The organism is Dokdonella sp., assembly GCF_019634775.1.
Lineage (GTDB): Bacteria > Pseudomonadota > Gammaproteobacteria > Xanthomonadales > Rhodanobacteraceae > Dokdonella.
This window is the reverse complement of record NZ_JAHCAS010000001.1, coordinates 1,718,329-1,743,465: the sequence shown is the minus strand read 5'-3', so window position 1 is coordinate 1,743,465 and position 25,137 is coordinate 1,718,329. Positions and strand designations below refer to the sequence as shown.

The following is a 25,137-nucleotide window of genomic DNA, read 5'->3' as shown; positions in this document are numbered from 1 at the left end:
CGCGGCTCCTGCCGCTTGCGGTCCTGGTCGGTTCCCGTCCTGGGAGCCGGGGACGTCGATACGTCCCGGCGGTGGCCTTTCTGACCGATCTGTCCAGCGACCTGAAACAGAGAACGTCCAGCAGGGGCACCATCTGCGCAGGCTGGCTGTTTTGAGGCCTTGCCGACGGATCGGGATCATCCTTCGCAGGAAACAGCATCCATGCGTCCCGACCCGGCGGTGCTGGCCGCCTGCGGTCTTTGACGGCGGTCGCCCAGCCGTTTCCGGCCGGGCGATGCCCTCAAAATCGACCGACCGGCTGCACGCGGCAGCCGACCGTGGAAATACTTACTTGAGCGGCAGGCTCGACGGATCGATCGCCACGCCGACGCCCATCGTGCTCGACAGCGACACCTTCTGCACGAACACGCCCTTTGCCGCGGCGGGCTTCGCCTTGACGAGGTCGGCCAACAGGGCGCCGAGGTTCTCGCTGAGCGCGCTGGCCTCGAAATTCACCTTGCCGATCGTGCAGTGGATGATGCCGGCCTTGTCGTTGCGGAAACGCACCTGACCCGCCTTCGCGTTCTTGACTGCATTGACGACGTCCGCCGCGACCGAGCCATCCTTCGGATTCGGCATCAGGCCACGCGGGCCGAGCAGCTGGCCGAGCTTGCCGACGACGCGCATCGCGTCCGGCGTCGCAATCACGCGGTCGTAGTTCATCTCGCCGGTCTGCATGCGTTCGGCGAGGTCATCCATGCCGACCGCATCGGCGCCTGCGGCCTTGGCCGCTTCGGCCTTCTCACCCGGCGGGCAGAACACTGCCACGCGCACGCTCTTGCCGGTGCCATGCGGCAGCACGGACGAACCGCGCACACCCTGGTCGGACTTCTTCGCATCGATGCCGAGGCGGATCGCCACGTCGACCGATTCGACGAACTTCGTCTTGGCACCATCCTTGACGATCTTGATCGCCTCGTCGAGGCCATAGGCCTTGCCCGGAACGACCTTCTCGCGGAGGGCCTTGTAGCGCTTTCCAATCGTTGCCATGTCTTAGCCCTCCACCACCAGACCCATGCTGCGCGCGCTGCCGGCGATCGTGCGCACGGCCGCATCCAGGCTCGCCGCGGTCAGATCAGGCTCCTTCGTCTTGGCGATATCCTCGAGCTGCTTGCGCGTGACCTTGCCCACCTTTTCGGTGTTCGGTCGCTTGGAACCGGACTGGATGCCGACGGCCTTCTTGAGAAGGATCGACGCCGGCGGGGTCTTGGTGATGAACGTGAAGCTGCGGTCCGAATACGCCGTGATGACGACCGGGATCGGCAGGCCGGGCTCGAGCTTCTGCGTGGCGGCATTGAACGCCTTGCAGAACTCCATGATGTTGAGGCCACGCTGACCGAGCGCGGGGCCGACCGGCGGCGAGGGGTTGGCCTGACCGGCCTTCACCTGCAGCTTGATGTAACCGACTACCTTCTTTGCCATGTTTCACTCCTGCGAGTGCAAGCGCCTGTTGTCAGGCTCCTCGCTGTTTTTGGAATCATGGGATTGGGGATTCGGGATTGGGGATTCGGAAAGAGCAAAAGCGCGTGCTTTTTCGCTTCACCGAATCCCCAATCCCGAATCCCGAATCCCGGCCCTCAGGCCTTCTCCACCTGTCCGAACTCGAGTTCGACCGGAGTTGAACGCCCGAAAATCAGTACCGCCACGCGCAAGCGGCTCTTTTCGTAGTTGACCTCTTCGACGACACCATTGAAGTCGTTGAAGGGACCTTCGGTGACGCGCACCATCTCGCCCGGCTCGAACAGCACCTTCGGCTTCGGCTTGTCGACGCCTTCCTGCACGCGCTGAACAATTGCCTCGGCCTCGGAATCCTTGATCGGCAGCGGGCGATCGGCAGTACCACCAATGAACCCCATGACCTTCGGGGTTTCCTTGATGAGATGCCAGGAATCGTCGTCGATTCGCAAACCTCCGCCTTCGCCACTGGTCTCGATCTGCACCAGTACATAGCCAGGGAAGAACTTGCGCTCGCTACGGCGCTTTTGACCGCCGCGCATTTCGATGACTTCCTCGGTCGGCACGAGCACGTCGCCGAATTTCTCCTGCATGCCGGCACGCACGATGCGTTCCTTGAGCGCACGCGCGACCTGATGCTCGAAGCCCGAATAGGCGTGGACGACGTACCAGCGCTTGGCCATTGCTTGTGTCACTGCCCGAGTTTCAACAGCCAGTCCATCACAACCACCTTGAGCAGGAGGTCGATGAGTCCCAGCACGATGCTGATGATGATGACCACGACGATGATCACGCCCGTCGTGCGCACCGTCTCTTCGCGAGTCGGCCATACGACCTTGCGCAGTTCGAACTGTGACTCGGCGATGTATTCACGCAGGGCGCGTCCGCTGTGCGTGCCGGCACCGACAACGATGGCAAGCACGAAGGCGACGACCAGGCCGATCGCACGCACGGCGACCGGCCACTGGTTGGCGAAGTAGTAGAAACCGACGATCCCCGCCACGACGACCAGCCCCGCCAGCCACAGCTTGACGCGATCGGCCGGGCTGTTGCCGCCGCTGTGTTCGACCTTTGCGTTCATTCCTGCCGTCGTCTCGATTCGTTCACTGGACCACCGGAGCGACTTGCGCTCCGGTGGCACGCCAGGAGGGACTCGAACCCCCAACCTGCGGTTTTGGAGACCGCTGCTCTGCCAATTGAGCTACTGGCGTTCATTTCAGCCGTCCTCCCTGACGACAAAAGAACAAACCAGCATCCCTGCTGGACCATTCAAGAACAGCTTGGCGTCGGGCAGGGATTCCCGGCCCGCTTCACGGGCCGCTCCAATCCCTGAGCCCTCGTCCCCTGCCCCTTTTACTGGATGATCTTCGCCACCACGCCCGCGCCGACCGTGCGGCCACCCTCGCGGATCGCGAAGCGCAGACCCTCGTCCATCGCGATTGGCGCGATCAGCGTCACCACCATCTTGATGTTGTCGCCGGGCATCACCATCTCCACGCCTTCCGGCAGCTCCACCGCACCCGTCACGTCCGTCGTGCGGAAGTAGAACTGCGGGCGGTAGCCCTTGAAGAACGGCGTGTGACGACCGCCCTCCTCCTTCGACAACACGTACACCTCCGCCTCGAACTTCGTGTGCGGCGTGATCGTACCCGGCTTGGCCAGCACCTGGCCACGCTCCACTTCGTCACGCTTGGTGCCGCGCAGCAGCAGGCCCGCGTTGTCGCCCGCCTGGCCCTGGTCCAGCAGCTTGCGGAACATCTCCACGCCCGTGACCGTCGTCTTCTGCGTCGGACGGATGCCGACGATTTCGATTTCGTCACCGACCTTGATCACGCCGCGCTCGATGCGGCCCGTCACCACCGTGCCGCGTCCCGAAATCGAGAACACGTCCTCGACCGGCATCAGGAACGACTTGTCCACGTCGCGCTGCGGCTCAGGAATCCAGCTGTCCAGCGCTTCCACCAACTTCAGGATCGCCGGCACGCCAATCTCCGACTGGTCGCCTTCCAGCGCCTTCAGCGCCGAGCCCTTCACGATCGGCGTGTCGTCGCCAGGGAAGTTGTACTTCGACAACAACTCGCGGACTTCCATCTCCACCAGCTCCAGCAGCTCCGCGTCGTCCACCATGTCCGCCTTGTTCAGGAAGACCACGATGTACGGCACGCCGACCTGGCGAGCCAGCAGGATGTGCTCGCGCGTCTGCGGCATCGGACCGTCCGCAGCCGAACACACCAGAATCGCACCGTCCATCTGCGCCGCGCCCGTGATCATGTTCTTCACGTAGTCCGCGTGACCCGGACAGTCAACGTGCGCGTAGTGACGCGTCGGCGACTCGTATTCCACGTGCGCCGTCGAGATCGTGATCCCGCGCGCCTTCTCTTCCGGCGCCGCGTCGATCTGGTCGTACGCCTTGAACTCGCCGCCAAAACGCTCCGCCCCGACCTTCGTCAGCGCCGCCGTCAGCGTCGTCTTGCCGTGGTCAACGTGACCGATCGTGCCCACGTTCACATGGGGCTTGGTGCGCTCGAATTTACCTTTTGCCATGGCAGCGTTCTTCTCGAATCGACTAGGGATGTGGGAAAGCGGTGGTGCTCACGAATGGAATCGAACCATCGACCTCTTCCTTACCAAGGAAGTGCTCTACCGACTGAGCTACGTGAGCAGGTACTCGTGCGACCCTCCCTGCTCGCAAGGAACAACCCGGCATCCATGCCGGACTTTTCAAAACAGTTGAAGCTGAAGCCGTAAACCTTGCCGGGTGTCCAGTGGAGCGGGAGACGGGAATCGAACCCGCACAATCAGCTTGGAAGGCTGAGGTTCTACCATTGAACTACTCCCGCCCGGGCCGAACTCCTTGAATCTGAACAGGTCGCGCCGCTTTCGCGTCGCGTTCCGATTCGCTCCTGCGAATCGGTCGAACCGGCACCCCATCCGGTGGTTCTCATCCACCTCCTGCGGGGCCGTGCCACTGGTACAGCTGGTGGAGGGAGGTGGATGACTCCGGGCTTCCTGCCCTCCGCCCCTCCGGGGCCGCGCCGCTTCGCGTCGCGTTCCGATTCGCTCCTGCGAATCGGTCGAACCGGCACCCGATTCGGTGGTTCTCATCCACCTCCTGCGGGGCCGTGCCACTGGTACAGCTGGTGGAGGGAGGTGGATGACTCCGGGCTTCCTGCCCTCCGCCCCTCCGGGGCCGCGCCGCTTCGCGTCGCGTTCCGATTCGCTCCTGCGAATCGGTCGAACCGGCACCCGATTCGGTGGTTCTCATCCACCTCCTGCGGGGCCGTGCCACTGGTACAGCTGGTGGAGGGAGGTGGATGACTCCGGGCTTCCTGCCCTCCGCCCGTCCGGGGCCGCGCCGCTTCGCGTCGCGTTCCGATTCGCTCCTGCGAATCGGTCGAACCGGCACCCGATTCGGTGGTTCTCATCCACCTCCTGCGGGGCCGTGCCACTGGTACAGCTGGTGGAGGGAGGTGGATTCGAACCACCGAAGGCGTGAGCCAGCAGATTTACAGTCTGCCCCCGTTGGCCGCTTGGGTATCCCTCCGGAAAACGGAGCCGCGCATTGTCGCGGACGGGTTCGGGGGGTGTCAACAGTCCCACCGCCCCCGATGGGGTCCGAACGAGATGGCAGGACGGGAGTTCATGCGGACCGTCGCGGATTTTTCGGCTCCGCCGCCGCCCCCCGTACGGATTGCGGCGCGGACTGCACTGACGACCTCGACTCGTCACAAGCCGCCCGCATCCGACCCAGCCCTGTCCGGGCTTGCTTTGGTGGTAGCGGCTTCCACCGCAAGAGCGTCAGTGGCCCTTGCCCCGCTTCGACGACCACGCCGGAACGTGGTTCTTCGGCTTCCATCCAGCCACCCTCTTGAGTACCGCCTCGCGCTGCGCGGAATCCAGGGCGGATTCGGCGGAGGGCAGAAACTCCGCTGCGCTCCGGTTTTCAGGTGCGGCCAGCAGGAACCAGAAAAAAGCCTGTTCGGGATCGCGCGCACGGCCTTCGCCATTCCAATAGGCCGCAGCCAGACGCATCTGCGCCGCGGCGTGACCGGCATCGGCAGCCACCTTGAACAGGTCCGCAGCGCGCGCCGCGTCCGGCACGACGTTCTCGCCGTTGAAGTGAACCAGACCCAGGGCGTAGTTCGCGTCCGGGTCGCCGGTCGCGGCCGCATTCTGCAAATGAGTCAGCGCGGAAGCCTCGTCCCCGCGCTCAAGCGCCAGCGTGCCCAAGGTCATAAGGGCGAGGGCGTGACCCTGCTCACCCGCTGCGGCCAACCACTGCGTGCCTTTCGCCCGGGATTCTTCCCGACCGGACTCGAGCAGCAGGATGCCCAGCGTGAACTGCGCCTGCGCATCACCGCTCTCGGCGGAGGCATGCAATGCGTCCGGCGCCTGCTGTGATTCGCGCCGTTCGCCGGCGGGCTCTTGCTGATCGACCTCGTCCGCCGGGACAGCCTGACCAGTGCACGCCGCAATCAAGGGCACGGCGAGCACGATCCCAGCGAGGCGCCACTTCATCCGCATCTCCGGTCACCGGGCCGATGTGACGAGAGCGGATTCTGGACTGATCAGACGTTGAAACGGAAGTGCAGAACGTCGCCTTCCTTGACGATGTAGTCCTTGCCTTCGAGGCGCAGGCGGCCGGCTTCGCGGGCACCGGCTTCGCCCTTGTAGCGGATGTAGTCGTCGTAGGCGATCGTCTCGGCACGGATGAAGCCGCGCTCGAAGTCGGTGTGGATGACGCCCGCCGCCTGCGGCGCGGTGGCGCCGACCTTGACCTGCCAGGCACGCACCTCTTTCTCGCCAGCGGTGAAATAGGTCTGCAGGCCAAGCAGGGCGTAGCCGGCGCGAATCACGCGATTCAAACCCGGTTCGTCGAGCCCCATGTCGGCAAGGAACTCGGCACGATCGGCATCGTCAAGCTGGGCAAGCTCCTCCTCGATGGCTGCGCAGACCGGCACGACCTGGGCGCCTTCGGCGGCTGCGTGCTCGCGCACGCGCTCGAGGAAGGGATTGTCCTGGAAGCCGTCCTCGCGCACGTTGGCGATGTACATCAGGGGCTTCAGGGTCAGCAGGAACAGGTCGCGGACGAGTTGCTTCTCCTCGTCGTCCAATCCGATGCTGCGGGCCGAACGTCCCTCGTCGAGTGCGGCGCGCAGCTTCTGCAGCACCGGACGACGTGCCAGCGCGTCCTTGTCGTTGGCCTTGGCCGCCTTCTCGACGCGGGCCAGCGCCTTGTCGACGGATTCGAGATCGGCCAGGGCCAGTTCGGTATCGATCGTCTCGATGTCGGCGATCGGATCGATGCGCCCGGCAACGTGGACGATGTCGGTGTCCTCGAAGCAGCGCACGACGTGTGCGATCGCATCAACCTCGCGGATGTGGGCGAGGAACTTGTTGCCGAGCCCCTCTCCCTTCGAGGCACCGGCGACCAGTCCCGCAATGTCGACGAACTCCATCGTCGTCGGGATGATCTTGAGTGGCTTGGCAATACTGGACAGTGCCTCGAGGCGCGGATCGGGCACCGGTACCACGCCCACGTTCGGGTCGATCGTGCAGAACGGGAAATTCGCTGCGGCGATGCCCGCCTTGGTCAGCGCGTTGAACAGGGTCGACTTGCCGACATTGGGCAAGCCGACGATGCCGCATTTGATGCCCATGACTCGAGATCCGTGATTGGTGATTCGTGGTTGGTGATTCGTGAAAGCCGCAAGACGAGCTTGCGGTTCGGAATGGCGACGAAGAACTGGTGCTTCTTCGGATCACCGATCACGAATCACGAATCACGATTACTGGTGTGCAACCTCTGCATCGCCTTGTCGAACTCGCCGGCGACGATCATCGGCACCAGGTCCAGCGCCGCGCCGACGCCGCCGAGGATGGCCTGCTCGTCATTCACTCCGGGCCGCCCGAGCACCCATGAGGTGACGCGGTCCTTGTGGCCGGGATGGCCGATGCCGATGCGCAGGCGGTGGAAACGGCCGTGGCCGAGGTGGGCGAACAGGTCACGCAGGCCGTTCTGACCACCGTGGCCGCCGTCGAACTTGAGCCGCACCGTGCCAGCGGGCAGGTCGAGTTCGTCGTGGGCGACCAGCATCTCGGCCGGGTCGATCTTCCAGTAGCGCAGGGCGGCAGCGACGGCGAGGCCACTGCGATTCATGAAGGTGATCGGCTTGAGCAGCCACACCGGCTGGCCGTCGACGACGATCCTGGCCGTCTCGGCATGCAGCTTCGACTCGATGCCGAAGCGCACACCCTCGCGCTGCGCCAGCGCATCGACGAACCAGAACCCGGCGTTGTGCCGGGTCCTGAGGTGTTCGGCCCCGGGGTTGCCGAGGCCGACCACAAGGCGCAGGCCAGCCATGCCGCCCTGTGCCGCCGCTTACTTCTTCGCGTCCTTCTTCGGCGCGTCCTTCTTCGCATCCGCGGCAGGAGCCGCCTCGCCCTCGGCAGGAACAGGATCGACCTCTTCCTTCGCTTCCTTGGCGATGACGATGGCGATGTCGTGTTCCTTGCCGAGCTTCAGCTCGGGGATCTCGACGCCGCCCGGCAGCTTGACCTGCGAAAGATGGACGATATCGCCGACGCCCAGGCCGGAGAGGTCGACCTCGATGAACTCCGGCAGATCCTTCGGCAGGCACGAGACGAGGACTTCGTTGAGCTCGTGGGTGATGACCACGCCCGAGGTCTTGCCGGCAACCGATTGCTCCTGATTCAGGAAATGCAGCGGCACACGCAGGCGGATCGGCTGGTCGTCGAGCACGCGCTGGAAGTCGAGGTGGGCGATCTGCGACTTGAATGGGTGGCGCTGCATGTCACGCAACAGCACCTTCTGCACGTCGCCGTTGAGGTCGAGGTCGAGGATCGCCGAGTAGAACGACTCGTGTTGCGAGGCGAGCCAGACGGCCTCGTGCTCGATCTGGATACTTACTGGGTCGAGCTTGCCGCCATAGACGACGGCCGGCACCTGCCCCGCACGACGCAGGCGGCGGCTCGCACCTTTCCCCTCGTCCTTGCGCAGCTGGACCGAAATCTTGTGTGACTTTGCCATGTTGGTACTACCTGTCTTTCGATGGACCGCCTCGCGGCGGCGATTGGACTTCCCCGCGACCAGGGAAGCCTTGGAACGGATCTCGACATTGCGCCGGACGGGCGCCGCGCCTCAATCCACGTAAAGCGAACTGACTGACTCGCCGTAGGCGATGCGGCGGATCGTCTCGGCGAGCAGTTCGGCCACCGACAGCTGGCGGATGCGCGCGCAGGCCTGGGCGGCCGGCGACAGCGCTATGGTGTCGGTGACGACGAGCTCGTCGAGCTGCGAGCCTTCGATGTTCTGGATCGCCGGGCCGGACAGCACCGGATGCGTGCAGTAGGCGACGACCTTGCGTGCGCCGTTGCGCTTGAGCGCAGCCGCGGCGGCGCACAGCGTTCCGGCGGTGTCGACGATGTCGTCGACGAGCACGCAGACCTTGTCGCGCACCTCGCCGATGATGTTCATCACGGTCGATTCGTTCGGCCGCGGGCGGCGCTTGTCGATGATCGCGAGATCGGCGTCGTCGAGGCGCTTGGCGATCGCCCGCGCGCGCACCACGCCCCCGACGTCGGGGCTGACCACGATCAGGTTGTCCCTGGCGTAGTAGCGCCAGATGTCGGCCAGCAGCACCGGCGAGGCATAGACGTTGTCGAGCGGGATGTCGAAGAAGCCCTGGATCTGGTCGGCGTGCAGGTCGACCGTCAGCACGCGGTCGGTGCCGACCGTGCCGATCATCTTCGCCGCGACCTTGGCCGTGATCGCCACGCGCGCCGAGCGCTGGCGGCGGTCCTGGCGCGCATAGCCGAAGTACGGCAGCACCGCGGTCACGCTGGCCGCCGAGGCGCGCTTGAGCGCATCCACCAGCACCAGCAGTTCCATGAAGTTGTCCGCCGTCGGCGCCGAGGTCGGCTGGATGACGAACACCTCCTGGCGGCGCACGTTCTCCTCGATCTCGACCTGCACCTCGCCGTCGCTGAAGCGGCCGACCTGGGCCTTGCCGAGCGGGATGGCGAGCTCCTCGCAGATGGTCTGCGCGAGCGGCCGGTTGGCGTTGCCGCTGAACACCAGGATGCCGGTGGATTTCGCCGCCGTATTCACACGCCACTCCGTCAACGCAGTGCCGCCATCGCCAGGCCGGCATGAGGGGTCGCCGCCTGTCGCGACGTGGCTGGGGCGGCAGGATTCGAACCTGCGAATGCCGGGATCAAAACCCGGTGCCTTACCACTTGGCGACGCCCCAGCGGAAACCCGGAACCTTCACGGCACGGTGGAACGGCCGTGCGCCTTCAAGCCATGCTGCCACCAGCCGCCGCCGTGAGCAGCGGCGAGCGGTCGATGCCGCGTGCGATCCACGCACGCATCCCGGCCGGACAGGCCGCAACCAAGCCTGCACCTTCGCTCCCAACGGGCATGAACACCGCACCACCCGAACCGCTCAGACGCGGTTCGCCGTGAGGTGCCAGCCAATCGAAGACGCGCGCAACGGCCGGAAAACGCGCACGCACGACCGGTTCGAACGCGTTTCGCGTCGGCTCGCCGGAAAGGAAGCCGCGAATTGTCAGCGGTGGCATGTCGCGTGTCAATTCCGGGGCGCGGAAAAGCTCGCCGGTCGGCACACCGACACCGGGGTCGACGACCAAGTAGTCGGTCGGCGTCAGCTCGAGCGGCGTCAGCGCTTCGCCGATGCCTTCGGCAAACGCGCTGCGCCCGCGCACGAACACCGGCACGTCGGCGCCAAGCGCCAGGCCGAGGCCAGCGAGGACATCATTGCCCAGGCCGAGACCCCAGAGTCGGTCGAGGCCGACCAGCACGGTGGCTGCGTCGGAGCTGCCGCCGCCGAGTCCGCCGCCGAGCGGGATGCGCTTGTCGACGGCGATGTCGGCACCGAGTCCGGGCTGGCCAACGTGCTCGCGCAGGCGCCGTGCGGCGCGCACGACGAGGTCGTCGTGCTCGGCCACACCGGCGAGGGTCGAGGCACGCCGAATTACACCGTCCGCGCGCGGGCGCAAATGCACGGTGTCGCCCCAGTCGAGCAGGTGGAACACGGTCTGCAGCAGGTGGTAGCCATCGGCCCGCCGGCCAATGACATGCAGGAACAGGTTGAGCTTGGCCGGCGCCGGCCAGGCGCTCCAGCCCTCTTCGGCGGAAAAGCTCATGGCGTCTGCCAGCGTTCAATGACGAGCCGCACGCGATAGCCGCCGCGGCTGGCGAACACGCGCCGCGGTAGTGCCGGCGTGGTGCCATCGAAATAGTCGGGATAGTCGATTTTCCAACCATCCTCGAGCAGCGAAGCCGGCAGGCCGTCGGCGCGGAAGACCAGTTCCCCTTGTGTGCCGGCGCGTGCCGCGCGCACCCACGAGGCCAGTTGCGCGACTGGCACCTTCCAACCGAGTTCACGTTCGAGCAGGGCAGCCGCGTTGCCACCAAGCACCGGGCCGGCACGCAGGCCGGTCAGCTCGGCCCGCGTCGCATCGCCTTCGAGGGTCCAGGTCTTGCCGGTGACCGGCGCATTCACCGTGAAGCGGTAGTGGTCGCGGTCCTGCCACCATTCGAGCGATCCACTGCCGCCATCCTGGGGGGTCGCCACGGCCAGACGCCCCTTGAGCGCCCATGCCGGCTGCGCAGCGAGCGAGCGCTCACGCTGCGCCTGCGCCTCCATCAAGCCGGCATCAGGACGGATGCGCTGCGACGCGCAGCCGGCCAGCCAGGCCAGGCCGAGGGCGCAGGCGAGCAGGCGCAGGGGGACGAAGTACTTCACGGGTCGAAGCGGCCCAGCGTTTCGAGCAGGACCTTGTTGTCCGGATCCTTGCGTCGCCCTTCCTCCCAGACACGGCGTGCCGCGTCGCGCTCACCGCCGACCCACAACACCTCGCCGAAATGGGCGGCGATCTCGGCATCCGGCACCTTCGTATAGGCGCGGCGCAGCTGTCGGGTCGCTTCGTCGAGGTCGCCGAGGCGATAGTGCACCCAGCCGTAGCTGTCGATGATCGCCGCCTCGTCGGGCTTCAGCGCGAGCGCGCGGCGGATCAGGTCCAGCGCCTCCGCGTGGCGATCGGTGCGGTCGGCCAGGGTGTAACCAAGCGCGTTCAGCGCTTCGGCGTTGTCGGCATCCGCTTCGATGATTGCGCGCAGATCGCGCTCGGCCGCAGCAAGGTCATCGCGCTCGATCGCCAGCATCGCGCGCGCATAGAGCAGGCGCGAATCTCCGGGAAACTGATCCAGCCCGCGCTGGTAGACCGCGTCAGCCTCGCCTGTCTGCGCCTTCGCATCGAGCAGTTCGGCTTCGAGCAGGTACAGGCGAACCGCATCCTCGACATCGGTGCCGGCCACCATGCGCAGTTCGGCCAGACGCTGGCGTGCAGCGACCGCGTCGCCCGCCTTGTCGCTCAGCACGACGATGCGCATGCCGGCGGCGAACCAGCGTTCGTCGCCTTCGGGAACTTCCCGATACCAGCCGATCGCCTCATGCGGGCGTTCGAGGAACTCGGCAACCTGGCCGAGCAGCATGAGCCGCTTCGGCGAGCGTTCGCCGCCGTGTTTCTCGATCTCGCCATACAGCGCCGCCAGCAGGGCCTTGTCGCCAGCACGTGCGGCATAGGCGGCCCGTGCGCCGAATGTCCCGTCGGTCTGTTCGCCGGCGGCGAGCACGCGTGCGGCACCGACGTTGTCGCCACTGTCGCCGAGCAGCGCCGCGTAGCCACTGCGCAGACGCAAGCTGCCAGGATCACGTTTGAGCGCCTCGGCGTACTGACGGCGCGCCGCATCGTGGTCACCGCGATCGATGGCGAGCTGGGCACTCCAAGCATGGGTATCGGCACTGGGAAAGCGTGCCAGTGCTTGGTCGGCAAGGCGCGTGGCCAGGTCCTTGTCGCCGAGACGCAAGGCGAGCTGGCTCATTGCCACCCAGTCAGCCTCGCCCTGGCCCAAACGCTCCGGCGTGGCGACCTGAGCCAGCATGCGCGCGGCAAGCGCCTTGTCGGCACTGCCGACGAGCACCTGGGCAAACGCGCGCCATGCGCGACGATCCCCTTTTGCAATCAGGCGTTCAAGCTCGACCGTGGCGGTATCGACATCGCCCTCGCCAAGCGCGATCCAGGCCCGCGACTGCACGATCCCCAGTGCATCGGGGGCAAGCGACTGCCAACGCGCAAGCGAGCTGCGTGCGGTCGGCCAGGCCTTGATCGCGATGGCCAGGCGCGTCGCCTGCTCAGCCACCGCCGGATCGGTCGTCAGCACCGCCGCGCGCGCATAGCGACGCGCGGCCTCGGCGAGGTCGTTGCGCTGCATTCCCAGTTCGGCAGCGATCAGTTGCAGCGGCAGGTCGTCCTCTATGGCGACCGGGTGCACGCTCTGTGTGGTCGACTGACGCAGGGCAGGTCGTGCCTGCGGCGCCGTGCAACCGGCGAGGGCGACGCCAACCAGCAGCACCAATGCGGTCAAGGCCGGGACCGTGCGGGCGCGGATGAGATGCTTGCGGGAACCGATCGACACGCGCGGACACCTTCGGAAACCGGTACTTGCTTGAACTTGGGGGGTACGGACCGCACAATTTCATGCGACCGCGCCGGCCACGGGTGGCTGGGACCGCATCCGGGACCGGCATCGTCGCTACCCCGCCGCGCACCTGTTCGTTCACGGGCAAGCTTAGCCGATTGTCGCACGCATGGCCCTGATCGCCCTCGGACTCAACCACCTCTCAGCGCCGGTGTCGCTGCGCGAGCGCGTGGCCTTTGCGCCGGAGCATACCGGCCCAGCCCTCGGCCAGTTGATCGCCCAGCCCGGCGTGCGCGAGGCGGCGATCCTGTCGACCTGCAACCGCACCGAGCTCTACTGCAACGTCGAAGCGGGTGCCGAGTCCTCGCCGTTCGAATGGCTGCACCGCCACCGCCAGCTTGCCGGCTCGAACATCGACGAGTTCACCTACCGCCACCACGACGCCGACGCCGTGCGCCACCTGTTCCGCGTCGCCACCGGGCTCGAATCGATGGTGCTCGGCGAACCGCAGATCCTCGGCCAGGTCAAGGACGCCTACACCCTCGCGCGCGAAGCACGCGCGCTCGACGCACCGCTCGAGCGCCTGTTCCAGAACACCTTCGCCGTGGCCAAGCGCGTGCGCTCGGACACGCGCATCGGCGCCAGCACGGTGTCGGTCGCGTTCACCGCGGTGCGCCTGGCCGAGCGCGTGTTTGCCGACCTCGCCGAGGCCTGCGTGCTGCTGATCGGCGCCGGCGAGACGATCGAGCTGGCCGCGCGCCACTTGACCGAGGCGCGCGTGCGTCGCCTGATTGTCGCCAATCGCACGCTCGACAATGCACAGGCGCTGGCCGCGCGCTTCGGCGGCTACGCGATCCCATTGTCCGATCTCGAACGCCATCTGGCCGAAGCCGATATCGTCATCTCCTCGACCGCCGCGCCGGAACCCGTACTGACTCGTGCCATGGTCGCCCGCGCGATCGGCGCGCGCCGACGCCGGCCGATGTTCCTCGTCGACATCGCCGTCCCGCGCGACATCGAAGCCTCGGTCGGTACTCTCGACGATGTCTTCCTCTACACGATCGACGACCTGCGCGAGGTCATCGACGAGAACCTGCGCTCGCGTCAGCAGGCCGCACGCGAGGCCGAGGCGATGATCGAGCTGTCGGTCGAGCACTTCATGGAGTGGTGGCGCGCGCTCGACCTGCGCAACCCGGTCGGTGGCCTGCGCCGCGAGGCCGAAGCCAGCCGCGACGACGTGCTCGCGCGCGCGCGCGCCCTGCTCGCGCGTGGACGCCCGCCCGAGGAGGCCCTCGAGTACCTCGCCCATACCCTGACCAACAAGCTGCTGCATGCGCCGAGCGCAAGCCTGCGCGCAGCCGCGCTGCGGGGCGACATCGAGCTGCTGCGTTCGGCCGAACGCCTGTTCGCGCTCGGCGGGCCCGAATCGGCACCGCCGGCATCGGACGAGCCCGCGTGAATTTCCCTGGCGCGCGACATGGGCCCCGGTTCCTTTGCCATGGCACCACGCTACCGCTAACCTTGGCCGGGTCGCTCACCCCTCACCCTGGCAAGGCATGAGCAAGCAATACGCACTGGTCATCGACGACGAGCGGGATATCCGCGAATTGCTGACCCTGACGCTCGGTCGCATGGGCCTGATCGTCGAAACCGCCGCTACCGTCACCGAAGCCAAGACCCGCCTCGGCGAACAACGCTACGCGCTGTGCTTCACCGACATGCGCCTGCCCGACGGTACCGGCCACGACGTCATCGAGCACATCGCTGCCAACTATGCGGAAACGCCGGTGGCGATGATCACCGCCTACGGCAACGTCGATGCCGCCGTCATCGCACTCAAGGCCGGCGCCTTCGACTTCGTCTCCAAGCCCGTCGACATCAACGTATTGCGTCGCCTCGTGCAGACAGCATTGAAGCTGTCCGAGGAGAAGCGCTCGAGCACGGACGCCAGCCAGTCGCGCCTGATCGGCGATTCGACGGCCATGAACGAACTGCGCGCGACGATCGCCAAGGTCGCGCGCAGCCAGGCACCGGTGTACATCGCCGGCGAATCGGGCGTCGGCAAGGAGCTGGTCGCCCGCCTGATCCATGAACTCGGCCCGCGCGCGGCCGCGCCGTTCGTGCCCGTCAACTGTGGCGCGATCCCTTCGGAGTTGATGGAGAGCGAATTCTTCGGGCACAAGAAAGGCAGTTTCACCGGCGCGCACGCCGACAAGGAAGGCCTGTTCCAGGCTGCACACGGTGGCACCCTTTTCCTCGACGAGGTTGCCGAGCTGCCTGTGCACATGCAGGTCAAGCTGCTGCGCGTGATACAGGAAAAGGCTGTGCGCCCGATCGGCGCGCGCGCGGAAGTACCGGTCGATGTGCGCATCCTCTCGGCCACGCACAAGAATCTCGCCAAGCTGGTCGACCTCGGCGCGTTCCGCCAGGACCTTTTCTACCGCATCAACGTCATCGAACTGCGTGTACCACCGCTGCGCGAGCGCCGCGACGACATCCCCAAACTTGCCGGCCGCGTGCTCGAACGGCTCGGTCGCGACAGCGGCACCACGCCGGCACGACTGACTCCCGATGCACTGAAGTCACTGCTCGACTACGATTTTCCCGGCAACGTGCGCGAACTCGAGAACGTGCTCGAACGCGCCGTGGCCTTGTGCGAGAACGGCACGATCAGCGCCGAAGATCTGCGCCTGGTCGCACGTGCGCCAGCAATGACCAGCGAGAACGCCGAACGCTGGGCCAACACCAGCAGCCTGCAGGCGCAGGCTGCACCGCCACCGCCGCCCGCAGCGCCGGGCGCGACAGAACCGCCGGCACGCGTCCTGCCCGATTCCGCCTACGGCGGCGATCTCGCCGCGACTGTCGCCGAGACCGAGCGTGCGGTCATCATGAAAGCCCTCGAAGCGACGCGCTGGAACCGCACCGCCGCCGCCCGCCAGCTCGGCCTGACCCTGCGCCAGTTGCGCTACCGGCTGGAAAAGCTCGGCATAGAGTAGGCAACGCCTTCAGGCGTGATGCTCTCCGGAAACCCATCGCCCTGTAGGAAACGCCTTCAGGCGTGATGCTCTCCGGGAACCCATCGCCCTGTAGGAAACGCCTTCAGGCGTGATGCTCTCCGGAAACCCATCGCCCTGTAGGAAACGCCTTCAGGCGTGATGCTCTCCGGGAACCCATCGCCCTGTAGGAAACGCCTTCAGGCGTGATGCTCTCCGGGAACCCATCGCCCTGTAGGAAACGCCTTCAGGCGTGATGCTCTCCGGGAACCCATCGCCCTGTAGGAAACGCCTTCAGGCGTGATGCTCTCCGGGAACCCATCGCCCTGTAGGAAACGCCTTCAGGCGTGATGCTCTCCGGGAACCCATCGCCCTGTAGGAAACGCCTTCAGGCGTGATGCTCTCCGGGAACCCATCGCCCTGTAGGAAACGCCTTCAGGCGTGATGCTCTCCGGGAACCCATCGCCCTGTAGGAAACGCCTTCAGGCGTGATGCTCTCCGGGAACCCATCGCCCTGTAGGAAACGCCTTCAGGCGTGATGCTCTCCGGGAACCCATCGCCCTGTAGGAAACGCCTTCAGGCGTGATGCTCTCCGGGAACCCATCGCCCTGTAGGAAACGCCTTCAGGCGTGATGCTCTCCGGGAACCCATCGCCCTGTAGGAAACGCCTTCAGGCGTGATGCTCTCCGGGAACCCATCGCCCTGTAGGAAACGCCTTCAGGCGTGATGCTCTCCGGGAACCCATCGCCCTGTAGGAAACGCCTTCAGGCGTGATGCTCTCCGGGAACCCATCGCCCTGTAGGAAACGCCTTCAGGCGTGATGCTCCTTCGTTGTTGCGTTGTACAGCCAGAGCATCGCGGCTGAAGCCGCTTCCTACGGCCGCTTCCTACGGCCGCTTCCTACGGCCGCTTCCTACGGCCGCTTCCTGCGGCTGGGTTCTGCGGGGCGGATGCCTATTTCGATTTGGTCACGAACTTGCCGTACGGCGTGAGCTGCGCGACTACGGCCTGGTCGCCGACGACGACGATGCTGAGCTGCTTCGGGTCGAAATATTTCGTTGCGATCGCCTGGACTTGCGCAGCCGTGACCTGATTGGTGCGGCCGACATATTCGCCGAGGTACTCGGGCGGGCGGCCAAGCAGCCAGCCGTTCGCCAGTGAGGCGGCGACCGCACCCTGCAACTGGTTGCGAAACAGGTAATTGCCCGCCACGGAGCGTTTCGCGCGGTTGAGCTCCTCCGCAGCGACCGGCGTGTCGACGAGCATCTGCATCTGCTTGCGGAACTCGCCGACGGCGTCGCCAGTGACCTCGTTGCGCACGTCGGCCGAGGCCGCGAACGCCCCGCCGAGCCGGTACGTCGAGAATGCGCTGTAAGCGCCGTAGGTGTAGCCCTTCTCCTCGCGCAGCACCCTCGACAGGCGGCTCGAGAAATCGCCGCCGAGCACGGCATTGGCGATCGTCGCCGGGATCTCGTCGGCATTGCCGGCGGCAAAGCCGGGGCGACCGATGCGTACGGCGGACTGCACGCTGCCGGCACGCTCGACGAACACACGCTGTGCGAGCCGCGTGGGCTCGGGTTTCGGCACGTCGGCGATCGCCTTGCCCTTGACCTTCCAGTCGCCGAAGGCCTTCTCGGCAAGCGCGAAGCCGCGTTCGCCGGTGATCGGGCCTGCAATCACCAGCAGGGCGCGATCAGGGCGGAAGCGTGCGGCGTGTGCGGTGACCAGGGCAGCGCGATCGGTGCTGCCGATCGAAGCCTCGGTCGGCCGAGTGCGTGCATACGGATGATCACCATAGACGACCTCGTCGAAGGCATTGTCGGCCTGGTAGCTGGCCTCGGCCTCGGCGGCCTTGAGTGCCTGCATCGCGTTGCTCTTGGCCAGCTCGATCTCGGCGGCGGGGAAGTTGGCGTGGCGCGCGACATCGGCCAACAGCAGGGCCAGCGACTCGGCCCCCGAGGCGATGCCGGCTGCGCGCAGGCTGATGCCTTCGTTGCCGGCACTGGCGGTGAGCGTGGCACCGAGTGCCTGCAAGTCCTCGGCGATGCGCACCGAATCGCGATTGGACGTGCCCTCGACCAGCAGGTCGGCGAGCAGATCGGACATCGCCGGTCGCGCGAGCGGATCAGCCGCCTTGCCGCCGCGCACGGCGAGCACGAGGTCGACCTTCGGATTGCCGCCGCGGCGTGGCAGCACCCACACGGCAAGCCCGTTGGCCAGCGTTTTCTGCGCGATTTCGGGGATCGGCAGCGGCCTGTCGGCACCGAACTTGGGCATGCCCTTCGGAACGAACGGTTCGGCGGCGGTCGCGCCAGTGGCAAAGGCCAGGGACAATGCCGCAACGAGGGAAAGGATCGGGGTTTTCATGGATGGCCTCATTGCGGGTCCGTGGCGGTCGCGGCGGCGACCGGCACGCGGTCGATGGCGACACGGTTGGCAGCGACCAGGTACTTTGCGGCGACGCGCTTCACATCGTCGGTCGTAACCGCATCGATCCAGCCGGGTACGCGGTTGACGGCATTCGCATCACCCCACAGCACCTGCGCCTTGGCCAGCGCGTCGGCGCGCGAGATGAACGCGTCGAGGCCGTTGTAGTAATCGGCGATCATCCGGGTTTTCACGCGGGACAGGCCGGCCGCATCGATGCCGTTGCCGGCCACGCGTGCGACCTCCTCGTCGATGGCGGACAGGATCGCATCCATGGAGGCATTCGGCTTGTACAGGCCGAACAGCACGAACAGCGTCGGACCGTCATAGTCCCAGGCGTCGCCTAGCGGCCAGTTGAGGCCACCCTCGACATTGAGCAACTGCTCGCGCCCCTTGACCAAACCCTGGTACAGACGCGACGCGGTGTCGCCGACCAACAACTGGGCGAGCACCGCCATCGGCGCGTGGTCGGCACTGCCGCGCGCCGGCATCTTCCAGCCGGCCGCGAAGGCCGGCACCTGCGCCAGCGCATCAGTCTGCCGCTCGCGCTTCTCCTGCGCATTGAGCGGCTCGTCGACGTCAGCGCGCGGCGGCACCGGCCGTTTCGCGATGCCGCCGAAGTATTTCTCGACCAGGGCGAACACCGCTTCGGCCTCGACATCGCCGGCGATCGCGATGACTGCATTGTTCGGGCCGTAGAAATCGCGGTGGAAGGCGCGCACGTCCTCCAGCTTCGCGTTCTCGAGGTCGGTGAAACTGCCGTAACCGTCGTGGCTGTTCTCCCACTTCGAGAACGCGATGGCGTTGAGACCGTCCCAGAAGAACAGGCCGTACGGGCGGTTCTGCACGTTGACGCGGATCTCTTCCTTGACCACGTCCTGCTGGTTCTTGAGGTTCTCCGCGGAGAAGTCCAGCGTCTTCATGCGGTCGGCCTCGAGCCAGAGGATCGGTTCGAGCGCCGATACGGGCGCGGTCTCGATGTAGTTCGTGTAGTCGCCACGCGTCGAGCCATTGTTGAAGCCGCCTCCGCTGCTGATGACGCGGTCGAACACGCCCTTCGGCGCTTCCGGCGTTCCCTGGAACATCAGGTGCTCGAACAGATGGGCGAAACCGGTGCGTCCCTTGGGTTCGAGACGCATGCCGACGTGGTAGACGACGCTGACGCCGACGGTCGGCGAGCTGTGGTCTTCACTGACAACCACGGTCAGGCCGTTGTCGAGGGTCTTGACCGCGACAGGCAACTGCCAGCGGTCGGCGGCGGCGCAAGCCGACAGCGGAAGGGCCGCGACCAGCACCCAGGCACACGCACGCTTGAACATGGAGTTCTCCACCACGGGGGACGAGCCATTGTCGGGCTGGCCGGCCTTCGCCGCACGGCCATGAAGTCATGCCGGCGCAGACCGGCGCGGCGGCTCGCGTATCATGCGCGCGCCGCGCGAACGCGGCCCGGAATGCCGATGAACCCCTCGATCCGCCGCAAGCTCGAACAACTCGCCGAACGCCACGAAGAGCTCGAACGCCTGCTCTCAGGCGCCGATGTCGCCGCCGATGCGAAGCGCCTGCGCGAACTCTCGCAGGAGCATGCGCGCCTCGCGCCACTGACCGCGACCCTGGCCGCCTACGACACGGCCGTCAGCGCGCGCGCCGCCGCTGACAGCATGCTGGATGATCCAGAAATGACCGAGATGGCCGCCGAGGAGATCGCCGCGCTCGACGTGCGCCTCGCCGAACTCGACCATGAACTGAACCTGCTGCTCCTGCCGAGCGACCCCCGCGACGAGGCCAACCTGTACCTCGAGGTGCGTGCTGGCACCGGTGGCGACGAGGCCGCGCTGTTCGCCGGCGACCTGCTGCGCATGTACCTCAAATATGCGGAACGCCGCCGCTGGCAGACCGAGATCCTGTCGGCCAGCGAAGGCGAGCACGGCGGCTACAGGGAAGTCGTTGCGCGCATCGAGGGCAAGGGCGCCTACTCGCGGCTCAAGTTCGAATCCGGCACGCACCGCGTGCAGCGCGTGCCGGCCACCGAATCACAGGGTCGCATCCACACTTCGGCGGCGACCGTGGCGATCCTGCCCGAGCTCGACGAGATCGATGACATCGACATTCGCGACACCGACCTCAAGATCGACACCTTCCGCGCATCCGGTGCCGGTGGGCAGCACGTCAACAAGACCGACTCGGCGATCCGCATCACCCACCTGCCGACCGGCCTCGTCGTCGAATGCCAGGACGAACGCTCGCAGCACAAGAACCGTGCACGCGCCTTGTCACTGTTGAAGGCGCGCCTGATCGACGACCAGCGCAGCCGCCAGGCTGCCGCACAGGCCGAGTCGCGACGCCTGCAGGTCGGCTCGGGCGACCGCAGCCAGCGCATCCGCACCTACAACTACCCGCAGGGCCGGGTCACCGACCACCGCGTCAACCTGACCCTGTACCGCCTGCCCGAGATCCTCCAGGGCGACCTCGACGAACTCGTCGACACGCTCACGCGCGAAGACCAGGTCGACCAGTTGCGGTTGATGACGGAGGCGGGCTGAGGACCGCACCGCTCGCCGGCGTGCTCAGGCGCGGACGCTGGTGCAAAACGCCAGGAGATCGATTGTTCACTGCACCAGCCCAGCGACGGTCCTGCACCCGATCTCGATGTTCCGTCCATCGCGCATATCCTCGTGCACGGAACATCGCGTTCGCGGCAGCGGCCTGTGCCACGATGGGACTCGATCATGGCCTCAGCCTTCAATCCTGGAGTCGCAGCCCTTGCACGCCACGCTGTCCGCCATCGCCGACCTGATCGAGCAGGGCCGCCTCGACGACGCCATTGCGAAGGTGCTGGAGGCGCGCGCGCGCTTTCCACGCGAGGCGGGAATCCTGCGCCTGCACGGCATCGCCCTGCTCCAGCTCGGCCGCACGCGCGAGGCGATCGCTGCCTTCGAGGATGCACGCAGCATCGCGCCACGCTCGGTGGAAGTGCTGTGCAACCTCGGCAGCGCGCTGCTCGCCGATGACGATGCGCAGTCTGCGCTGGCCGCACTCGAAGCGGCGCGTGCGCTCGCGCCTGCGCATCCTGCCGTGCTCAACGGTCTCGGCAATGCACATTCCGCCCTCGGCGACGCGGTGGCCGCGCGCGAGGCTTACGCGGCGGCAACACGCGCCGCGCCTGGACATGCCGGTGCATGGATCAATCTTGCCGCGGCGGAGCTCGCGCTCGGGCGCACGGCCGAATGCGAGCGTCTCGCACGCTCCGTACTCGCGCAGATGGCACATCCGCAAGTGGAATTGCTGCTCGGCCAGGCCCTGCTCGCGCAGAAGCGTCACGACGAAGCGGCCGCGGCCTTCGCGCGCGGCGCGGCGCTCGCGCCAGGCGACGCGCGCTTTGCCTACCAACTCGGTCTCGTTGCCGAGGATCGCAAGCGCCTCGCCGATGCTTCCGCTGCCTTCCAACGCGCACTCGCGCTCGATCCGGGCATGACCGCCGCGCTGGCCCAGCTCACCTTCATCGAACGCCAGCGCATCGCCTGGGATGGTCTCGATGCGCTGTCCACCCGCCTCCGCGCCGCGGTTGCCGCCGATGCACCGGGAATCACTCCATTCGGCTTCCTCGCCGAACCGGCCGATGCCAGCGAACAACTACGTTGCGCGCGCACATTCGCGCGCAGCTTCGTGCGAGCGCCCGGGTTCGCGCATGCACGCCGCCCGGCCGACGCCGCGCTGCGTGTCGGTTTCGTCTCCAATGGCTTCGGCAACCACCCGACCGGCCTGCTCACCGTCGCCCTGTTCGAGGCGCTGCGCACGCAGCCGCTCGACGTGCATCTGTTCGCCACCGCAGCGCCTGACGGCAAGGCCGTCGAACAGCGCCTGCGCGCCGCCGCGCATTGGCACGAGATCCATGATCTGGCGCCGCGTGCGATGGCCGAACGCCTGCACGCGAGCGGCGTCGAAATCCTCGTCGACCTGCGCGTCTGGGGCGGTGGCAATGTCAGCGAAGCCTTCGCAGTGCGCCCCGCACCGATCCAGGTCAACTGGCTCGCCTACCCCGGCACGTCTGGCGCACCATGGCTCGACTACGTGGTCGCCGACCGCATCGTGCTGCCGGAATCGATGCGTGCCGCGTTCTCCGAACAGGTGGCCTGGCTGCCGCGCTGCTTCCAGCCATCCGACCCGACCCGCACCGTCGGCGATCCGCCGCCGCGTGAAGCCTGCGGCCTGCCGGCACAGGGCGTTGTCTATGTCTGCTTCAACAACAGCTACAAGCTCAACCCGCGCAGCATGGCACGCATGTTCACCGTGCTGCGCGACGTGCCCGATTCGGTGCTGTGGCTGCTGGCCGGCCCTGCGGGCACCGACGTGGCGTTGCGCGACCACGCCCGTGCGCAAGGCCTCGATCCGGCACGCCTCGTGTTCATGCCGAAACTCGCCCATGACGAGTACCTCCAGCGCTATCGCCACGCCGACCTGTTCCTTGACTGCAACCCGTACAACGCGCACACGACCGCTTCGGATGCGCTTTGGGCGGGCTGCCCGGTGCTGACCGTACCGGGCGACACCTTTGCCGGGCGCGTCGCCGCCAGCCTCAACCATCACCTCGGCCTCGCCGAACTCAACGTCGTCGATGACGAAGCCTTCGTCGCCACCGCGGTCCGGCTCGGCCTCGATGCCGATGCGCGCGCGAACCTGCGCACACGCCTTGCCGATGCGCGCATGACGAGCGGCCTGTTCGACATGCAAGCCTTTGCCGCCGACTTCACCGCCGTGTTGGCGGCGATGGCCGCCCGCCACCGCGCCGGCCTTGCCCCGGTCGCCATCGACGCAGCCGAATCCGCGCGCTAGTCTCGCCGGCATGACCGCGCAAACCGAATTCGTTCCGCTTAACCTCTGCGTGCTGACCGTGTCGGACACGCGCACGCCGGAGAGCGACACCTCGGGTGACTATCTCGCCCTCGCCCTCGGCCAGGCCGACCATCGCCTGCACGACCGCATGATCGTCCGCGACGACAAGTACCGGATCCGCGCGATCGTCTCGCAGTGGATCGCCGACGAACAGGTGCACGGCATCCTGGTCACCGGCGGCACCGGCTTCACCGGGCGCGACTCGACGCCCGAGGCGATCGGGCCGCTGCTCGACAAATCCATGCCGGGATTCGGCGAACTGTTCCGCGCGCTCAGTTTCGACGAGATCGGCACGTCGACCCTGCAATCGCGCGCCTTCGCCGGCCTCGCCAACGAGACCTTCGTGTTCTGCCTGCCCGGCTCGACCTCAGCCTGCCGCACGGCCTGGGAGAAGATCATCCGCAGCCAGCTCGACGCGCGCACGCGACCGTGCAACCTGGCCGGCTTGCGTTCGCGTCTCGGCGAACACTGACCGGCCGTCACCCTTAGGAGTCGCCATGACGAAGATCAAGCGCAAGGCCTACGAGGAAGCGCTGGAGGCCTTGCAGGGCGAACTGATCGACTTGCAACGCTGGGTCAGCGCCAACGGCAAGCGCGTGGCGATCGTGTTCGAGGGGCGTGACGCGGCTGGCAAGGGCGGCGTCATCAAGGCGATCGAGGCGCCGCTCAACGACCGCCTCGTGCGCCGCGTCGCCCTGCCCAGGCCGAGCGAGCGCCAGCAGAGCCAGTGGTATTTCCAGCGCTATGTCGAGCACCTGCCCGCGGCCGGCGAAATCGTGCTGTTCGACCGCAGCTGGTACAACCGCGCCGGCGTCGAGCACGTGATGGGCTTCTGCACCGACGCGCAATATCGGCAGTTCCTCGCCGACTGCCCGCAGTTCGAACGCCTCGTCACTCGCGACGGCCTGATCCTCATCAAGTACTGGCTCAGTGTCGACCAGGCCGAGCAGGAGAAGCGCTTCGCCGAGCGCGCCAGCGACCCGCGCAAGCGCTGGAAGCTGTCGCCGGTCGACGTCAAGGCGCGTGCCGACTACGTGAAGTACGGCAAGGCCCGCGACGCCATGCTCGAAGCGACCCACGCGCGTCACGCCCCCTGGTTCGTCGTCGACTTCAACGACCAGCGTCGCGGCCGCCTCAACCTGATCGCGCACCTGCTCAAGCAGTTGCCTCAGCGCGAACCGGCACCACCCAAGCTCGACCTGCCGCCCCTCAAGGCCAGCCCGGCACGCGAACGGGTAGCGAAGAAGTTCCTGATCCGCGATTCGTATTGATGGCCCCTGCAGGAGCCCCTTCAGGGGCGATGCTTCTCCTCCGGGCCACGCCAATGCGAATCGACCGTGAACGGGCTCCCACGGACAACCCCCACCGGATCGCGCAGGCGGCCAACCGGCTATACTCCGCCGGTCCCTAGTCCGCGCCGGGAGAAGTGACCCAGGAGCCTGCGCGGCAGAAGCAATCGAGGCGAGAAGTTCGCGGCGCGAGGACAGTTTTTCGACGCTTCGCCGGCCCGTAGTGGTTCTACGGGCCAAGAAGCGGCGGAAAAATGGACCGCGCAGCGGACTTCGCAGCCGGGTTGGCTTCTGCCGCGCAGGCTCCTAGGCCGCTGCCGAAGGCGCAACGCCCGTAATCGCTCAGGCCCGGTACCGCGCGGACGGACACTCTGGAGAGACCGGCTGCCGGATCATCGGCAGAACCGGCGCCGAAGGGGCAAGAAGCGCCTGCGCTTCCAAACTCTCAGGCAAAAGGACAGAGGGGCAGGCCGGTACTTCGCGGCGTGGCCGCGGACCCGGCGAACGTCCGCGCCTG

General features: G+C 66.7%; 21 protein-coding genes, 5 tRNA genes and 1 riboswitch. Of the genes, 6 read left to right on the top strand and 20 right to left on the bottom strand.

Translation table 11 applies throughout. From position 1 onward, the window contains the following. Window positions 1–327 precede the first annotated feature (327 nt). From rplA to KF907_RS07340, 18 genes are all read right to left on the bottom strand, one after another. A complete protein-coding gene (gene rplA, locus KF907_RS07425) occupies window positions 328–1,029 on the bottom strand; it encodes a 50S ribosomal protein L1 (protein WP_291219414.1) in 702 nt (233 codons plus the stop codon). 3 nt (window positions 1,030–1,032) lie between these two features. After that, window positions 1,033–1,461 (bottom strand): 50S ribosomal protein L11, encoded by a 429-nt coding sequence (gene rplK / locus KF907_RS07420; RefSeq protein ID WP_291219413.1) that lies wholly within the window; start codon window positions 1,459–1,461, stop codon window positions 1,033–1,035. Between the two features lie 155 nt (window positions 1,462–1,616). Next, the gene (nusG, locus tag KF907_RS07415; protein WP_343214755.1) at window positions 1,617–2,177 is read right to left on the bottom strand and encodes a transcription termination/antitermination protein NusG; all 561 of its coding nucleotides are present in this window, start codon (window positions 2,175–2,177) and stop codon (window positions 1,617–1,619) included. 8 nt (window positions 2,178–2,185) lie between these two features. Beyond that, a complete protein-coding gene (gene secE, locus KF907_RS07410) occupies window positions 2,186–2,575 on the bottom strand; it encodes a preprotein translocase subunit SecE (RefSeq protein WP_291219409.1) in 390 nt (129 codons plus the stop codon). Window positions 2,576–2,629: 54 nt separating this feature from the next. After that, window positions 2,630–2,705: transfer RNA gene (locus KF907_RS07405), tRNA-Trp, on the bottom strand. Window positions 2,706–2,847: 142 nt separating this feature from the next. Continuing rightward, window positions 2,848–4,038: an elongation factor Tu gene (tuf, locus tag KF907_RS07400; protein WP_291219407.1), complete on the bottom strand. Its 1,191-nt coding sequence runs from the start codon at window positions 4,036–4,038 to the stop codon at window positions 2,848–2,850. 42 nt (window positions 4,039–4,080) lie between these two features. Next, window positions 4,081–4,156 (bottom strand) — tRNA-Thr (locus KF907_RS07395). 104 nt (window positions 4,157–4,260) lie between these two features. Beyond that, a tRNA-Gly gene (locus tag KF907_RS07390) sits at window positions 4,261–4,334 on the bottom strand. Window positions 4,335–4,952: 618 nt separating this feature from the next. Then, window positions 4,953–5,038, bottom strand: a tRNA-Tyr gene (locus tag KF907_RS07385). A 254-nt stretch (window positions 5,039–5,292) separates the two neighbouring features. Next, window positions 5,293–6,012, bottom strand: a complete 720-nt coding sequence (locus KF907_RS07380; RefSeq protein ID WP_291219405.1) for a tetratricopeptide repeat protein — start codon at window positions 6,010–6,012, stop codon at window positions 5,293–5,295. A gap of 50 nt (window positions 6,013–6,062) precedes the next feature. Continuing rightward, on the bottom strand, window positions 6,063–7,154 hold the full coding sequence (ychF, locus tag KF907_RS07375) for a redox-regulated ATPase YchF (RefSeq protein WP_291219403.1): 1,092 nt from the start codon (window positions 7,152–7,154) through the stop codon (window positions 6,063–6,065). 116 nt (window positions 7,155–7,270) lie between these two features. Beyond that, complete coding sequence (gene pth, locus KF907_RS07370) at window positions 7,271–7,858, bottom strand: aminoacyl-tRNA hydrolase (RefSeq protein ID WP_291219402.1); 588 nt, start codon at window positions 7,856–7,858, stop codon at window positions 7,271–7,273. Window positions 7,859–7,876: 18 nt separating this feature from the next. Further along, window positions 7,877–8,545, bottom strand: a complete 669-nt coding sequence (locus tag KF907_RS07365) for a 50S ribosomal protein L25/general stress protein Ctc (protein ID WP_291219400.1) — start codon at window positions 8,543–8,545, stop codon at window positions 7,877–7,879. A 111-nt stretch (window positions 8,546–8,656) separates the two neighbouring features. Continuing rightward, window positions 8,657–9,625, bottom strand: coding sequence for a ribose-phosphate diphosphokinase (locus tag KF907_RS07360; protein ID WP_291219399.1), 969 nt, complete (start codon window positions 9,623–9,625; stop codon window positions 8,657–8,659). Between the two features lie 67 nt (window positions 9,626–9,692). Then, window positions 9,693–9,767, bottom strand: a tRNA-Gln gene (locus KF907_RS07355). 46 nt (window positions 9,768–9,813) lie between these two features. Next, window positions 9,814–10,683 (bottom strand): 4-(cytidine 5'-diphospho)-2-C-methyl-D-erythritol kinase, encoded by an 870-nt coding sequence (ispE, locus tag KF907_RS07350; protein WP_291219397.1) that lies wholly within the window; start codon window positions 10,681–10,683, stop codon window positions 9,814–9,816. Continuing rightward, entirely contained in the window at window positions 10,680–11,285 is a 606-nt protein-coding gene (lolB, locus tag KF907_RS07345; RefSeq protein WP_291219395.1) for a lipoprotein insertase outer membrane protein LolB, read from the bottom strand. Before lolB ends, ispE begins: the two co-directional genes overlap by 4 nt. Continuing rightward, window positions 11,282–13,018: a tetratricopeptide repeat protein gene (locus tag KF907_RS07340; protein WP_291219393.1), complete on the bottom strand. Its 1,737-nt coding sequence runs from the start codon at window positions 13,016–13,018 to the stop codon at window positions 11,282–11,284. The genes lolB and KF907_RS07340 overlap by 4 nt, the downstream gene beginning before the upstream one ends. A gap of 172 nt (window positions 13,019–13,190) precedes the next feature. Between KF907_RS07340 and hemA the strand changes: the two genes are divergently transcribed. After that, window positions 13,191–14,480 carry a glutamyl-tRNA reductase gene (gene hemA / locus KF907_RS07335; RefSeq protein ID WP_291219392.1) on the top strand — a complete coding sequence of 430 codons (1,290 nt, stop codon included), beginning with the start codon at window positions 13,191–13,193 and terminating at the stop codon, window positions 14,478–14,480. A gap of 97 nt (window positions 14,481–14,577) precedes the next feature. Beyond that, the gene (locus tag KF907_RS07330) at window positions 14,578–16,017 is read left to right on the top strand and encodes a sigma-54-dependent transcriptional regulator (RefSeq protein WP_291219391.1); all 1,440 of its coding nucleotides are present in this window, start codon (window positions 14,578–14,580) and stop codon (window positions 16,015–16,017) included. Window positions 16,018–16,968: 951 nt separating this feature from the next. Here the strand turns inward: KF907_RS07330 and KF907_RS07325 are convergent. After that, a complete protein-coding gene (locus KF907_RS07325) occupies window positions 16,969–18,381 on the bottom strand; it encodes a M16 family metallopeptidase (RefSeq protein WP_291219389.1) in 1,413 nt (470 codons plus the stop codon). 8 nt (window positions 18,382–18,389) lie between these two features. Continuing rightward, window positions 18,390–19,760 carry a M16 family metallopeptidase gene (locus KF907_RS07320; RefSeq protein WP_291219388.1) on the bottom strand — a complete coding sequence of 457 codons (1,371 nt, stop codon included), beginning with the start codon at window positions 19,758–19,760 and terminating at the stop codon, window positions 18,390–18,392. A gap of 138 nt (window positions 19,761–19,898) precedes the next feature. Between KF907_RS07320 and prfA the strand changes: the two genes are divergently transcribed. The 4 genes from prfA (at window position 19,899) to ppk2 (ending at window position 24,602) form a co-directional block, all read left to right on the top strand. Then, window positions 19,899–20,981: a peptide chain release factor 1 gene (gene prfA, locus KF907_RS07315; RefSeq protein ID WP_291219387.1), complete on the top strand. Its 1,083-nt coding sequence runs from the start codon at window positions 19,899–19,901 to the stop codon at window positions 20,979–20,981. Between the two features lie 220 nt (window positions 20,982–21,201). Beyond that, window positions 21,202–23,271: an O-linked N-acetylglucosamine transferase, SPINDLY family protein gene (locus KF907_RS07310; protein WP_291219385.1), complete on the top strand. Its 2,070-nt coding sequence runs from the start codon at window positions 21,202–21,204 to the stop codon at window positions 23,269–23,271. A gap of 10 nt (window positions 23,272–23,281) precedes the next feature. Then, window positions 23,282–23,803 carry a molybdenum cofactor biosynthesis protein B gene (gene moaB / locus KF907_RS07305; protein ID WP_291219383.1) on the top strand — a complete coding sequence of 174 codons (522 nt, stop codon included), beginning with the start codon at window positions 23,282–23,284 and terminating at the stop codon, window positions 23,801–23,803. 25 nt (window positions 23,804–23,828) lie between these two features. Beyond that, on the top strand, window positions 23,829–24,602 hold the full coding sequence (gene ppk2 / locus KF907_RS07300; RefSeq protein WP_291219381.1) for a polyphosphate kinase 2: 774 nt from the start codon (window positions 23,829–23,831) through the stop codon (window positions 24,600–24,602). A 385-nt stretch (window positions 24,603–24,987) separates the two neighbouring features. Further along, window positions 24,988–25,085: riboswitch (glycine riboswitch) on the top strand. The last annotated feature ends 52 nt before the right edge of the window (window positions 25,086–25,137 follow it).